The following is a 13,453-nucleotide window of genomic DNA, read 5'->3' as shown; positions in this document are numbered from 1 at the left end:
GATGAAACGCGACACGCACGAGCCGCCCGCCGCCCAAGTTCGCGCCCTCACGGCGCGTGGCGCGGTGCTGCTTTGGCTGTCGTTTCTGATCGTTTGCGCGCTCGTCATTTCGCGCGCCCACTTCAGCGCCGACCTCTCGGCGTTTCTGCCGAACGCCCCCACTGCGCGGCAGCGTCTGCTCGTCGATCAATTGCGCGAGGGCATCGTCTCGCGCCTGATCCTCGCGGGCATCGAAGGCGGCGATGCGCACACCCGCGCGGAGATATCGCGCGGCATGGCGGCGGCGCTGCGCAAAGATTCGCGCTTCGTTTCCGTGAACAACGGCGAGAGCGTCACCCAAGCGCGCGACGAGCGCTTCGTCTTCGATCACCGCTACTTGCTCAGCCCCGCCGTGACGCCGCAGCGGTTCTCGGCCGACGGGCTGCACCGGGCGCTCGGCGACAGCCTGGACTTGCTCGGCTCATCGGCCGGATTGATGACGAAGGCGCTGCTGCCGCACGATCCCACCGGCGAAGTGACCGCCATCGTCGACCAGTTCGCCGGCGACGCTCAACCGGTCTCGAAGGATGGCGTGTGGGTCTCGCGCGAGGGCTCGCGCGCCGTGCTAGTCGCGCAAACGGCCGCTGCCGGTTCCGACACCGATGCCCAGGAAAGCGCGATCGCCGCGGTACGCGCCGCCTTCCGCTCGGCGGCCTCCACCATGGCGCACGCCTCGTCGTGCCGGCTCGTGCTCACCGGGCCGGGCGTGTTTTCAGTGCAGACGCGCGACACGATCAAGCATGACGTCGAACGTCTTTCCGCACTCAGTCTCGCGCTCGTCGTCGGCTTGCTCTTGCTCGTCTATCGGTCGCCACGCACGCTCGCGCTCGGGCTCGTGCCCGTCTTGTCGGGCGTCGCCGCGGGCCTTGCGCTCGTGAGCCTCGTATTCGGCACGGTACACGGGCTGACGCTCGGGTTCGGCACCACGCTCATCGGCGAAGCCGTGGATTATTCGATCTATTTGTTCGTGCAATCGGCGCGCCCTAGCGCCGGCCCAGAGGCGCGCGCTTCGCTCCATGCTTGGATCGCCGCCTACTGGCCGACCATCAGGCTCGGCATGCTGACATCGGTGTGCGGCTTCGCATCGATGCTGTTTTCCGGTTTTCCCGGGCTCGTGCAACTCGGCGTCTACTCGATCGCCGGACTCGTCGCGGCCGCCGCGGTCACGCGCTATGTCCTACCCCATCTGCATCGCCGCGCGATTGCCGTGCGCGATCTTTCCCGGCTAGGCGCGCGGCTCGCGGATGCCGCCCGCGCCGCCCCTCGCCTGCGCTGGCCGTTCGCCGCGCTCATGATCGGCGCCGTAACCGCGCTCGTATTGCACCGCGGTCAACTCTGGAGCCACGAGCTTTCCGCGCTGAGCCCCGTGCCTGCTGCCAGTCAGGCGCTCGATGCCACGCTGCGCGCCGACGTGGGCGCCCCGGACGTGCGCTATTTGGTCGTGCTATCGGGAACGAGCGAGCAGGCGGCGCTCGAAGGCGCGGAGAAAATCGCCGCTCGGCTGCAGCCGCTCGTCGATGCCGGCGCGCTAGCCGGTTTCGACAGCCCCTCGCGCTTTCTGCCAAGCGACGCCACGCAGCGTGCGCGGCGCGCGAGCTTGCCGCCCGCGAACGTGCTCGAGGAGCGAATGCGCTCGGCGCTCGCCGGCCAAGCGATCGAGGTGAAACCGGCCGTCTTCGCGCCATTCATCGCGGATGTCGAGCAAGCGCGCAACGCGCCGCTGCTGCGCCGCGCCGATCTGCGAGGAACCTCGATGGGGCTCGAAGTCGATGCCTTGCTCAACGAACGTTCGGGCCGCTGGCAAGCGATGCTGTCGCTGCGCGCGCCCAACGCAGCATCGGCCGCGACGCCGAACGCACGTCCCTCGCCATCGCAAGGGACCTCGGTCGACGAACCGGATCTGGACGCAAAGCGCGTCGAAGCGGCCGTCGCTAGCGCCCATGTCCCCGGCGCGCTCTTCGTCGATTTGAAACGAGAGGCCGATACGCTTTACATCGACTACGTGCGCGAGGACATTCGCTTGTCGCTCGCGGGGCTGGCGGCCATCGTCGCGCTGCTCTTCGCCGCGTTGCGCGACGCCCGCCGCGTCGCCGGCACGCTGGCGCCGCTGATGGCTGCCGTGCTTGCCGTGACCGCGGGCTTCGCGCTCGCGCACGAGCCCTTGACGATCCTTCATTTGATTGGCCTGCTGCTCATCGTCGCAATCGGCTCGAACTACGCGCTCTTTTTCAACCGGCGCGACGCGGCGTCGCCAACCGGCTCGTCAGCGCCCTCGCAGGGTATCGCCCCGCAAACGCTCGTATCGCTGTTGGTCGCGAACCTCGCGACCGTCGCCGGCTTCGGGCTGCTTGCCTTCTCTCGTGTGCCTATGCTCGAATCGTTCGGCCTGACGGTCGGGCCCGGCGCCATGCTCGCCCTGCTGTTCTCGGCAATCCTGGCGCCGCGCGCGCCGCAAGCGACCGGCTGCGCCTCGTTCACGGCCGCCCAGCGCAAAAGGAATACCGCATGAACGCCACACCGCGACCGCCTGCTTCGCCGCTTGCCGGCGCTCCCCGGCCCTGGCGCCCGACGCCGGTGGTTGCGGGCACGGTCGCGTTGCACGCCGCGGCCGCCGGGTTAGCCGTAGCGCAGCCGTCGGCCTGGCCCTACGCGGCCGGCGCAGTCGCAGCATCCCATGCCGTCTTGACCGCCGCCGGGCTCTGGCCGCGCAGTTCGCTGCTCGGTCCGAATTGGACGCACCTCCCCGCGCAAGCGGGCGCTCGGATCGCGATCACGATCGACGATGGCCCCGATCCCGAGGTGACGCCCCGCGTGTTGGACCTGCTCGACCGCTATGCGGCGCAAGCCACCTTCTTTTGCATCGGCGAAATGGCGCGGCGTCATCCGCGCATCGTCGAAGCGATCGCCGCCCGCGGCCATGCCGTGGAAAATCACAGCCAGCATCATCGTCATTATTTTTCGCTGCAAGGCCCGCGCGCATTGCGGCGCGAGATCGAAGCCGCGCAGCGCACGCTGCACGATGCGAGCGGCGCCGCACCGCTGTTCTTCCGCGCGCCAGCCGGACTGCGCAATCCGTTTCTCGAGCCGGTTCTATGTTCACTCGGCCTGCAGCTCGCCAGTTGGACGCGGCGCGGCTTCGACACGCGCACGGCCGACGCGGCGCTCGTTGCGAAGCGGTTGCTGCACGGCCTCGCGGCGCGCGACATTCTGCTCCTGCACGACGGTCATGCCGCACGCGACGAGCGAGGCCGCCCCGTCGTCATCGATGCGCTCGAGCACGTGTTGCGCGCCGCGCGCGACGCCGCGCTGCCGTGCATCACGTTGCGCGCGGCGCTTGGGAGCGCGGACACCCTGCCGCTGGCCGCCGCAACGCGCGCCGAGTCTGCATCTTTCGAAGTCAATGAATAGGTCAATGGATCGACTGCCGTGAACCCTCTGCACCTCACCCATTTCACTGCGACGAGCTGTATCGGGCGTGGCCTCGCCCCAACGTTGCAGGCGTTGCGCGAGCAGCGCAGCGGCCTTGCGCCCTGCCGTTTCGAGCGCGCCGATCTCGTCACGTGGACCGGCGCCGTCGATGGCATCGACGACGAGCCCGTGCGCGCCGATCTGCGCGAATTCGACTGCCGCAATCACCGGCTCGCACAGCTTGGTCTCACGCAAGACGGGTTCGCCGAGGCCGTCGCGGCGGCGAGGGCACGCTACGGCGCGACGCGCGTCGGCGTCTTCGTCGGCACGAGCACCTCGGGCATCCTCGAGACCGAACAAGCCTATCGCCAGCGCGATGCCCAAAGCGGGGCGTTACCCGCGCACTTCCACTATGCGCAAACGCACAACTGCTACGCGCTCGCCTCATTCGTGCGCGCCTACTGCGCGCTGCAAGGGCCCGCCGTGTCGATTTCGTCGGCATGCTCGTCGGGGGCGAAGGTATTCGGCTCGGCTCGGCGCATGATCGAAGCAGGACTGATCGACGCGGCTATCGTGGGCGGAGTCGATTCGCTCTGCCTGACGACGCTGTACGGCTTCAATTCGCTGGAGTTGCTCTCCCGTGAGCCGTGCCGGCCGTTCGACGTCGAACGCCGCGGCATCTCCATCGGCGAAGCGGCCGCATTCGCTTTGCTCGAGCGCCCGCAGCCAACCAGCGGCGCTCGTCCCGATGCGCACGGCGACGCCATCATGCTGCTCGGCATCGGCGAGTCCAACGATGCGCACCACATGTCGAGCCCGCACCCCGAAGGACTTGGCGCGCGCCTGGCGATCGAAGGCGCGCTGGCCGGCGCCGGCCTGCTTGCGTCCGATATCGACTACATCAATTTGCACGGGACGGCGACGCCGGGCAACGATGCGGCGGAGAGCCTGGCGGTCAACGCATTGTTCGACGGCACGCCGTGCAACTCGACCAAAGGCGCGACGGGCCATACGCTCGGCGCGGCGGGTGCGCTCGAGGCGGTGATCTGCGCCCTCGCGCTGCGTTACCAGTTCATGCCTGCGGGCATCGGCACCCAAACGCCCGATCCGGCGTTGAATCTTCGCTACGTCCTCGAAAGTCGCGATGCGCCGCTGCGCTCGGTTCTCAGCAACTCGTTCGGCTTCGGCGGCACCAACTGCAGCCTGGTGCTGGGCCGCGCGGATCTCATCCATGAAAGGAGCGGCGAACGATGACGCATCTGCACGCCTATATCGATGGCATCGGGCTCATCGGCCCGGGGCTCGCCAATTGGCCGCAGGCCGCGCAAGTCTTGACCGGCGCGGCCGAGTACGTGCGCGAGCCCGCCGTCATTCCGGCGCCGGCCTCGCTACCGGCAGCCGAGCGCCGCCGCACGAGTCTACCGGTCAAGTTGACGCTGGCGGTGGGCAGCGAAGCCGCGCAAGCGGCCGAACGCGATCCGGCCCAGCTTTGCAGCGTCTTTGCTTCGTCGGGCGGCGATGGTCAGAACTGCCATGCGATCTGCGAGATGCTGGCGGGAGACGATCGCTACATCTCGCCCACGCGTTTTCACAACTCGGTGCATAACGCACCGGCGGGCTATTGGAGCATCGCCGTACGTGCGATGCCCGCATCGAACGTGCTGTGCGCGTACGACGGCAGCTTCGCCGCCGGGTTGCTCGAAAGCCTTTGCCAGGTCGCCGTCGATGCGCACGACGCGCTGCTGATCGCAGCCGACACCGAGTATCCGCCACCACTGAGCGCCGTGCGCCCTACCCGCGATGCGTTCGGCGTCGCCCTCGTGCTCGCGCCGACCGCCAGCGCGCGCACGCTCGCCCGCATCGACGCGCAATTGACCGAAGCGCCGCCCACCACGCTCGCATCGCCGCCGCTCGAGATGCTGCGGCTCGACAATCCGGCGGCCCGGGCGTTGCCGTTGCTCGAGGCCGTGGCCGCGCGACAGGCCGCGACCGTCGTGCTCGATTATCTCGACGATCTGCGTGTGCGGATCGACATCGCGCCCGTGAGCGCCCGTCCGCAACCTGCCCCGCTATGACTACGACGCCTTCATTCGAACGTCCGCTCGAACCGCCGCTCGATCACGCTTGGATTGCGGCGCACATCCCTCACAGCGATGCAATGTGTCTGCTCGACGAAGTCGTGCGCTGGGACGACGAAACGATCGAATGCAGCGCAACGACGCACCGAGACGCGCACAACCCGCTGCGCTTGAACGGCCGGCTCGGCGCCGTTTGCGGCGTGGAGTACGCGGCGCAAGCGATGGCCGTGCATGGCGCCGTGCTAGGCGCGGCGTCCGGCCGCCCGCGCGCGGGCTTCCTCGCGAGCGTGCGCAGCGTGCAAACCCATGTCGACCGGCTCGACACGTTCGACGCACCGCTCGCCGTCAGCGCCCAACGCATCGGCGGCGATGCCAACACGGTCCTTTACCGGTTCACCGTGCACTGTGACGAGCGCGTGCTACTAGCAGGGCGAGCCGCCGTCATCCTCGACGCCGACACGCATGCGAGAGCCGTCACCCAATCCAACGATGTATAAAAGGAGAAGTCGATGAAGCATACCCGTCGCTTGCTGGCCGCAGCGTTGATTTGTTCGATGCTGACTCCCGCCGTTCATGCCGGCGTCAAAGAAACGGCGCACGAAGCAAAACAAGACATCAAAACCGCCGGCAAAAAAGTCGGCGAAGGGGCGCGTGAAGCGGCGCACGGCGTCGCGAGCACGGCGAAGGCTGCGGGTCATGCCATCGCGAGCGGTGCGCGCACCGGCTACTACGCCACCAAACATGCGATTCGCCGGGCCGTGGGCAAGGACGATGCGCCGGAAGACCGCGCTGCTCGGTCCGGCGAATCGAAGTGACGCGGCGCGCCCGCCGTCAGTGAAACACGCCGACGGCGTCGACCAAGCGCGTCGCCTGCTGCCTCAAGCTCGCGAGCGCCGCCGTGCTCTGTTCGACGAGCGCCGCGTTTTGCTGCGTGATGTTGTCTAGCTCGCTGACCGCGCGATCCACTTGGACGACGCCGGCGCTTTGTTCGTTCGTGGCCGAACTGATTTCGGCGATGAGGTCGGACACGCGCTTGACCTGCGCGACGATGTCGTCCATCGTGCGGCCCGCGTCATCGACGAGCTTCGAGCCCGATTCGACTTTCGCGACGCTCGCGTCGATGAGCATCTTGATCTCTTTGGCTGCCAGTGCGCTGCGTTGAGCCAAGCTGCGCACTTCGCCCGCCACGACCGCGAAGCCGCGGCCCTGCTCGCCGGCGCGCGCCGCCTCGACCGCCGCATTGAGCGCAAGAATGTTCGTTTGGAACGCGATACCGTCGATCACGCCGATGATGTCGGCGATCTTGCGCGAACTGTTCGTGATGTCGTTCATCGTGTGAACGACTTCCGACACCGCCTGGCCGCCCGCCGTGGCCGACTTGCTCGCCGTGCTCGACAGCTGGTTCGCGGCCGCCGCCGTCTCCGCATTGCTTTTTACGGTGGAGGTCATTTGCGTCATCGACGAGGCCGTCTGCTGCACGCTCGATGCCGCTTGCTCGGTGCGCGAACTCAGATCGACGTTGCCTTGCGCGAACTCGTTGATCGACTGTTGCACCTGGCGCACTTGCTCGCTCACGTCGTCGACGAGCCAGCGGAACATCAAGCCCAGTTGATTGACCGTGCGCAGGGTCATGCCGATTTCGTCGACACGGCCGAGCTCCTCCGCCTGGCGGCCTTGCCCCGAGGCCACGTCGAGCGCATGCCGCCGCAGACGCTCGAGCGGCCTCGCGAGTTGCGCTTCCAAGTAGAGCGACGTGCAGCAAAGCGCAACGGCAGCGAGCGCGGTGAATACCGCGAGCCCTATCCCGCTTTGCGCGCCCGCCGCCGCGGCGCCGACGAGCACCGGCAGTAGCGCGATCGATGCGCTGCGGATACGCCACCGGACGGACATCGTCTTGAGCGCGCTAGTCCAGCGCAACCATCCCGTGCGCACGAGAACGCCCTTATGCAGCGCCCGGTTGCCTGCGCGGCCCTCGCGCATGGCGGCATACAACGTTTGCGCCGCAGCGACTTCCTCGCGCGAGGGTTTCGTGCGCACCGACATGTAGCCGACCGTGCGGCCGCCGCGTGCGATGGGGGTTGCGTTGGCGCGTACCCAATAGTGATCGCCGTTCTTGCGCCGGTTTTGCACGAGCGCCGTCCACGGCTCGCCGCCTTTGAGCGTCGCCCACATATCGGCGAACGCCTCTTGCGGCATGTCGGGATGACGCACGATGTTGTGCGGCTCGCCTTCCAACTCGTCCAATGCGAAACCGCTCGCTTCGACAAACGCCGCGTTCGCATAGGTGATGCGGCTTTGAGTGTCGGTGGTGGACATCAATGTCGCATCGTCGGACAACTCGTATTCGTGCGAAGTAACAGGCACGTTGTTACGCATCAATGACAATCCTCAGGTAAATCGTGAGCAGGTGCGGCAAGCGGCGTGGCGTTTGGTCGCGCCACCCGCGCCCTCAGCCATTTAACGGCGTGCTTACGAGGAACTTGAGGTTTAGGGGTCAAAAGCGGCGCTTTTGCGGCCCGCGACGACTGCGGCACGTTGACGCAGCCGTTGTCTCATGGTTGTGCGCGCAACCATCCGTCGCAGCCTCCGAGAAATTTCGGCAGACTGCCCAGGCAAAGGGCACTTCGAGGATAGGAAGAATGCGTGGTCGCGATCGTTCAAACAAGCCGCAACGGATTATCCGAAGACGCGAGCGTGACTGCTTTCTTGCGCGATATCGGGCCGCGTTCGTGGCGGAACGCGGCCCTGCAAAAGAACGGAGCGGGTCGATGCCGTTCGACCGCCCACTGCGCTTGCGGTGAAACCCACCCGCTTGGGGCTAGGCCACCGCGACTCCGCCCGCCTAGTCGGAGTGCTTCTCGGCCGAGTTGGTGATGGCGTGACCGCCCTTCGAAATGTCTTCGCCAGCCCCGGCAACGGTATTGCAGGCCGTCAGCAAGACGGTACTCCCCAGTAAAACGAGTGCGATAAGTCGTGTCATGAGAACTCTCCCTTGGCAAGACGGGCCGTCAGGCACTGGCGTTGGCGCCCGCCCTGCGGCGTTGACGATCGGCCATCCCGGCGTACGCGCGCGTTCGCTCGAATCCCGAGCGCGGACCGCTCGCATGCGCCGTGCATTGACGAGAGCAATCCATGTGCCTACGTTCGGAGGCGCATCGACTGTGCCGAGGGAAAGGCCTTGCCACGCGACGGGCGCGGCCAGACGAGCGACCGGACGGATTCTCGCGCAGCAGACTCGGGGCAGTGCCTTCGGCGCCTAGTCCTGCGCAAGGAGGCCAAACACCTGATCAATGCGGCTCCGTCATAGACGCAAAGGCCGCGCTCACCCCGGACGACGAAACCCGTTCTCCACCCAGCTCGCAGCGCTCGCGCGACTGAGCTTGAAGTTGACCGCCACTTGCACCTGCGCGAGTTGCTCGCCGAAGGCGTCGAAAGCGGTGAGCAATGCATAGGGCTCATCCTCTTCCGGCACGATGTCGAGCGTGACGTCCAATTCGCCATCGCCCGATGCAGCCGCCACGCTCACGCGCCGATGCAATTGCGCCCGCAACTGCTGCTCATGCCGACGCAACACTTCGGATGCCGTTTTCACGAGCGTATTGAACGCCGCGGTATCGAGCGGCTTCGGGTCCTTCTTGTTGCGGCCCATGGTCCAGGGACCGACGAGCGCGGGCTCGGGTTCGCCGTCCTTGATCATCTCGACGGCCCACCCGTCGTCATCCTCGTTCTTGATCACGCGAGCGGTCCAGCCGCCGTCGCACCATAGCCGGTCCTCATGAACGGCTTCTGGCGTGTCGGCGACGTGCTCGTCGGCGGGAAGATCGGTTGCGGCATCGGGCGGCAGATGGGGCGTGACGGTCATGGCAGATTCGATGATGGGGTGCGAAGCATTGCGCACAGTGCCCGCGATTCTACCCGCCGGATCGACCGCCGGCACGGCGCTATGTCCAATGGATAAGTGGGACCGTGCGGTTCCCGGTATCACTGACCGGCTGTTAGCGGCACTTCGGCCAGGCATTTCAACGCCGCCAGCACTTGACCGAAATCGCCTGTAACGATAGGGCCGAATTCGCTAGCATTCGCCCCGGTGATTTCCGTCCGATAGGTCACCCGCGTGGTGTCGGCGGATACGGGCTGAGCCGTGTGATGTACGACGACGCGCGTGCCGTCGATCATCGTTCCGTCGGTGAAGCCTTGTCGAACGAAACGATTGCAGCAGACTACACCGGGCAAACGTATCTCACCGGCGAGAGCACGCCCGGCTCACGCCTTCTTCACGAATTCCGATTTCAGGCTCATCGCGCCGAACCCATCGATTTTGCAGTCGATATCGTGATCGCTGTCCACGAGACGGATGTTTTTCACCTTCGTCCCCATCTTGATCACGCCGCTCGAGCCTTTCGGCTTCAAATCCTTGATGATCGTGACGGTGTCTCCATCCTGCAGAAGATTGCCGGCCGAATCGCGATAAACGCGTGCGCCCGCATCGACCGGCGTCGCGGCCTGGGCCGACCATTCATGCCCGCATTCCGGGCAGACGAGCATCGCGCCATCTTCGTAAGTGAACTCGGAATGGCATTGGGGGCACGGGGGCAATGTGCTCATGAGGTGATCCTGGGCGCCTGGAGGCAGTGCTATGAAAGCGCGAAAGTATAGCGCGTCCGGTGTGCCGCACGCCGACCGCTGCGACCGAGTGTCCACCCTATCCGCGATCGGCGCTCGCCTAATGGGCTTCGATAACGCCCATCCCATCCGCGAGGGCTCAGGACCAGGCGGGCGTAGGCGCGTCGAATATGACCACAAACATCGTGGCCCCGAAATTCGTTTCTATGTCTATGAAGACGCCGCAAAATTGCTAGCGGACATCTGGGCGGAAGTCGAAGCGATTGTAGCGAGAAGGAGCAGTCGGCATGGGTACAGCTAACCTATTGAAGGTCGGGATTGCATCATTGGCGCAACACAAGGCTCGGACAATGGCAATCGCCATAGGCGAGTACATTCCCAGCCCCGACGAGCCCAGGGTTTGGTTCCAGTCTCTCAAGACGCTAGCGCAGGGGCTTTCCGACAGAAACCGGTCGTCGCTTGCACTGATCGCGGAGACGAAGCCGGCATCGCTGACCGAGTTGGCCGAACGCTCCGGCCGAGCGAAATCCAATCTATCGCGAACGCTTCGAACAATGGAGCAATATGGGCTTGTTCGTTTCGAAGAAGGCGAGGGTCGGGAAGTCGCACCACGCGTCAACGACTCGGGGGTCGAGTTGGAGTTGTCACTTGGTTGATGGGAGACACTCGTCGGGCCGCCACTGATGCGCGGGAGCATTTGCGTTGAGTAAAGCTACCTCGCCGGCCACTTCCGCAACGCCTCCCAAGCCGTCAACTTCTCGGCATCAGGCACGGACGCATACGCCGGGCTGCTCGACGGCAGCTTGATGCGGGTCGCCTCAACTGCCGACGCCTCACAGCACCGTTCGATTTGTCGAGAATCGGCCACGACCTGCCGTTCAGCGAGCGGCGAAACCTGCCGTTGGAACGGCTGCAATACGTCGGAACCTGACGAAGGACCTACGCACACAATAGCTGACGAGTCACTTCTGAACTGGCAAGACGATGTATCGAAAGGACACAATGTCGTCGTAACCGTTGAGTGCCGTATAAGGCTTACCGGTGCGAATCCTTATGCTGAAATCACATATTTTCCCGATGTACTCTTCAGTCAGCGTGATCGTCTTGTGATTTTCCTTCTGCCAATCTTCCGGCTTGCCAGTGCGTGCAATCGAGTACTCAAGCTCCCCACCGTTGGGATCAGTTGAAGTGACGTAGAATTCAATCGTGTCACCGACATGCAGTATCTGCTCTGCAACCACCATGTTGCCGCCCTGGGGACACGGATAGCTATTTCCCAGATTGTCCTTGATCGCTTCGATAACCGCAAAATAACTATCCACGTTTTCCCCTTTGCCACGGTACTGCATAATCTGGATTCGCAATTCCCCGGAAATGCCCGCAATCAAGCATTTCTGTTGACTCGTAAGTTCCCGTCTGTGCGCATTGGGATCGCGCAGTTTCTCCATTTGTCCTAGAAACACCTCTATCGTTTTAAGATCGTCAAATACATCACTAAATCCATCGTTCCAATGCTTTTTGACGATTGTATTAATATCGTAGAAGTCGGAATAGTAAAGCAGTCGGCCATCAAGTGCCTTTCCAGAGAGCCTTTTTTTCTCGGCCTCCAGCCGTTCCTTCCACCTTGTAATTCTCTCTGCACTCACTTTCAGGTTGTTCGGCCACTGCGGGCCGAATTTATTCTTGAGAACGAGCTGAATTACATCACGCATCGAATTTTCAAGCAGCTTAAGCTCGGTCTCCGCGTCGATTTCAATTGCCATATGCACCCCGCGATTACATGACTGAGGCTATTGTCGCCTGTTCTAGGTCGCGGCAGGGGCCGATAACTCGCTAAGACCCCTGCGTTTCAGCTATTTCGGCGCAGCGAGTAGCGCTGTAATGCCCACAGTGATTGCAGTCGCTACCAAGTTGCCCATCGCCCCCTCGCAGATGGTTTTTGCTGAGGCAAGCAGAGAGCGCATTTTGGATTGGTCGGGCACGGACTGTCGTGCTTCGCCCTCAAGTTCAGCGAGAACCGGTGCAACGTCTGCCTGCGTCTGCGGAGGGAGCGCTGAAATCGATGACTTCGCTTGCGAGACCAGATCGAGAACGCCTGGTATAGATAGCGGTCCGTTCACAGTCTGATTGTTGGTTACCGTGGCATTGTCCGAGAGATTGCCGATCACACCGACATTTTGGATGAAAAATTGTTGGCTCACAGGTTTTGCTTCCAGCTTTTCGATACTCGTAAATGACATGTTCTCGCCGAGAACACCCGCTTGCTCAAGTTGCAAACTCCAGTCGAGCGTTAAATTTCGAACTGCGTCGAAAATTCCAGTCACATTGCCTTTCGACAATCTGATAGAAAACTGCATATCCGTAGCAAACAATTCTCTCAGCCCTTTCTCCAATTCGAATGGATACTGCATCGTGAGATAGCCACTGTCGTCTGCTAGCAGTGGTTCCATCGATCCAAGAGACTGACCGACGCGCGCTTCCGAAAAGAGGTCGTGCAGTTCAGCGTTTGGGAACTGGGCGGGTATCCATCCGTGAAAAGGATTTCGAGCGCGGCACTGACCTGCGAAAATCCGATATTTTGGCAAGGAACGAAGATTTGGGTAGCCGTTCAGTTCGCGATCTATCCAGCCTGTTGCGTCGGTCAAAGAGAGCTTCGTTGCTACGAGTTTCGCGGTACGAACCAGTTGTACGACCGATGAAGTCTGATCGACAGCCATACGTTGCACTTCTAACACCAGCGGTAGGCTCATTAGGCAGTTTCTCGTGCGTTATAGGTAAATACAGCCAATACGCCTTCTTCTCATCCTTCCGCGATGATTCTGCTGATCATTGCCTGCGACAAGCCAAAGATTTCGGCCAGATCCTGCTGTGTCGCGCCCTTTCTATATCGCCTGCGGATTTCGTCGTTGCGGTTCGCCTTGTCGTGCATTTCGGAAGGGTCGAACTCAGTCATTGACCGGAAGCCGGACGACACATTGCGCTGAACCGTTTGCGTTACGCCATCGCGGCGTTTGACGGAAACCTTGAGGGTTCCTTCCGAATATTTCATCGTAAACGTATCCTTAGTGCTTACGCTGCCAAGGCCCAGATCACGAAAGAGTTGCGGAAGTTTGGGTTGAGACGGCGCCGGGAGATTTTCTTGTTCGTCGTCGTGCTCACCGTCTTCGTAGTCTTCGGGATCGACGTAATCGCCGGTTTCGCTCATGCGCACACCCCATTCATAAAGTTTTATGAATTCTATGAGGATGCGGTTTCTTTGTCAAACCACCCGCCGCTTCCGCACCCTCGATCTCTGCAAGATTTCT

At 63.3% G+C, this 13,453-nt stretch carries 15 protein-coding genes; 7 read left to right on the top strand and 8 right to left on the bottom strand.

Going from position 1 to position 13,453, the window contains the following annotated elements:
• Position 1: 1 nt before the first annotated feature.
• Genes MMB74_RS17375 through MMB74_RS17350 form a run of 6 tightly spaced genes read left to right on the top strand, consistent with a single transcriptional unit; the run spans position 2 to position 6,340 of the window.
• Positions 2-2,548 carry an MMPL family transporter gene (locus MMB74_RS17375; protein ID WP_277429899.1) on the top strand — a complete coding sequence of 849 codons (2,547 nt, stop codon included), beginning with the start codon at positions 2-4 and terminating at the stop codon, positions 2,546-2,548.
• Complete coding sequence (locus tag MMB74_RS17370) at positions 2,545-3,447, top strand: polysaccharide deacetylase family protein (RefSeq protein WP_277429898.1); 903 nt, start codon at positions 2,545-2,547, stop codon at positions 3,445-3,447. The genes MMB74_RS17375 and MMB74_RS17370 overlap by 4 nt, the downstream gene beginning before the upstream one ends.
• Before the next feature lie 18 nt (positions 3,448-3,465).
• Complete coding sequence (locus MMB74_RS17365; RefSeq protein ID WP_277429897.1) at positions 3,466-4,701, top strand: beta-ketoacyl-[acyl-carrier-protein] synthase family protein; 1,236 nt, start codon at positions 3,466-3,468, stop codon at positions 4,699-4,701.
• The gene (locus tag MMB74_RS17360) at positions 4,698-5,522 is read left to right on the top strand and encodes a beta-ketoacyl synthase chain length factor (RefSeq protein ID WP_277429896.1); all 825 of its coding nucleotides are present in this window, start codon (positions 4,698-4,700) and stop codon (positions 5,520-5,522) included. Before MMB74_RS17365 ends, MMB74_RS17360 begins: the two co-directional genes overlap by 4 nt.
• Positions 5,519-6,022, top strand: a complete 504-nt coding sequence (locus tag MMB74_RS17355) for a hotdog family protein (protein WP_277429895.1) — start codon at positions 5,519-5,521, stop codon at positions 6,020-6,022. The genes MMB74_RS17360 and MMB74_RS17355 overlap by 4 nt, the downstream gene beginning before the upstream one ends.
• 12 nt (positions 6,023-6,034) lie before the next feature.
• Complete coding sequence (locus MMB74_RS17350) at positions 6,035-6,340, top strand: hypothetical protein (protein ID WP_277429894.1); 306 nt, start codon at positions 6,035-6,037, stop codon at positions 6,338-6,340.
• Between the two features lie 16 nt (positions 6,341-6,356).
• Here MMB74_RS17350 and MMB74_RS17345 read toward each other — a convergent pair whose 3' ends face one another.
• The 5 genes from MMB74_RS17345 to MMB74_RS17325 all read right to left on the bottom strand — a co-directional run bounded on the left by MMB74_RS17345 (position 6,357) and on the right by MMB74_RS17325 (position 10,130).
• Complete coding sequence (locus MMB74_RS17345) at positions 6,357-7,901, bottom strand: PAS domain-containing methyl-accepting chemotaxis protein (RefSeq protein ID WP_277429893.1); 1,545 nt, start codon at positions 7,899-7,901, stop codon at positions 6,357-6,359.
• A gap of 466 nt (positions 7,902-8,367) precedes the next feature.
• Positions 8,368-8,505: an entericidin A/B family lipoprotein gene (locus MMB74_RS17340; RefSeq protein ID WP_277429892.1), complete on the bottom strand. Its 138-nt coding sequence runs from the start codon at positions 8,503-8,505 to the stop codon at positions 8,368-8,370.
• A gap of 342 nt (positions 8,506-8,847) precedes the next feature.
• The gene (locus tag MMB74_RS17335) at positions 8,848-9,387 is read right to left on the bottom strand and encodes a hypothetical protein (protein WP_277429891.1); all 540 of its coding nucleotides are present in this window, start codon (positions 9,385-9,387) and stop codon (positions 8,848-8,850) included.
• Between the two features lie 119 nt (positions 9,388-9,506).
• Entirely contained in the window at positions 9,507-9,701 is a 195-nt protein-coding gene (locus MMB74_RS17330) for a hypothetical protein (RefSeq protein WP_277429890.1), read from the bottom strand.
• 87 nt (positions 9,702-9,788) lie between these two features.
• Positions 9,789-10,130 (bottom strand): zinc ribbon domain-containing protein YjdM, encoded by a 342-nt coding sequence (locus MMB74_RS17325; RefSeq protein ID WP_277429889.1) that lies wholly within the window; start codon positions 10,128-10,130, stop codon positions 9,789-9,791.
• A gap of 305 nt (positions 10,131-10,435) precedes the next feature.
• On the opposite strand from MMB74_RS17325, the gene MMB74_RS17320 reads away from it, so the two are divergent.
• Positions 10,436-10,804 carry a helix-turn-helix domain-containing protein gene (locus MMB74_RS17320; RefSeq protein ID WP_277429888.1) on the top strand — a complete coding sequence of 123 codons (369 nt, stop codon included), beginning with the start codon at positions 10,436-10,438 and terminating at the stop codon, positions 10,802-10,804.
• 306 nt (positions 10,805-11,110) lie between these two features.
• Here the strand turns inward: MMB74_RS17320 and MMB74_RS17315 are convergent, their stop codons facing one another.
• The 3 genes from MMB74_RS17315 to MMB74_RS17305 form a co-directional block, all read right to left on the bottom strand.
• The gene (locus MMB74_RS17315) at positions 11,111-11,911 is read right to left on the bottom strand and encodes a Swt1 family HEPN domain-containing protein (protein WP_277429887.1); all 801 of its coding nucleotides are present in this window, start codon (positions 11,909-11,911) and stop codon (positions 11,111-11,113) included.
• Between the two features lie 90 nt (positions 11,912-12,001).
• Positions 12,002-12,898 (bottom strand): hypothetical protein, encoded by an 897-nt coding sequence (locus MMB74_RS17310; protein WP_277429886.1) that lies wholly within the window; start codon positions 12,896-12,898, stop codon positions 12,002-12,004.
• A gap of 50 nt (positions 12,899-12,948) precedes the next feature.
• Positions 12,949-13,353 (bottom strand): hypothetical protein, encoded by a 405-nt coding sequence (locus tag MMB74_RS17305; RefSeq protein WP_277429885.1) that lies wholly within the window; start codon positions 13,351-13,353, stop codon positions 12,949-12,951.
• Between the last annotated feature and the right edge of the window lie 100 nt (positions 13,354-13,453).

It is taken from the genome of Trinickia sp. Y13, assembly GCF_029522115.1.
Lineage (GTDB): Bacteria > Pseudomonadota > Gammaproteobacteria > Burkholderiales > Burkholderiaceae > Trinickia.
This window is presented reverse-complemented; position numbering and strand designations above follow the sequence as displayed.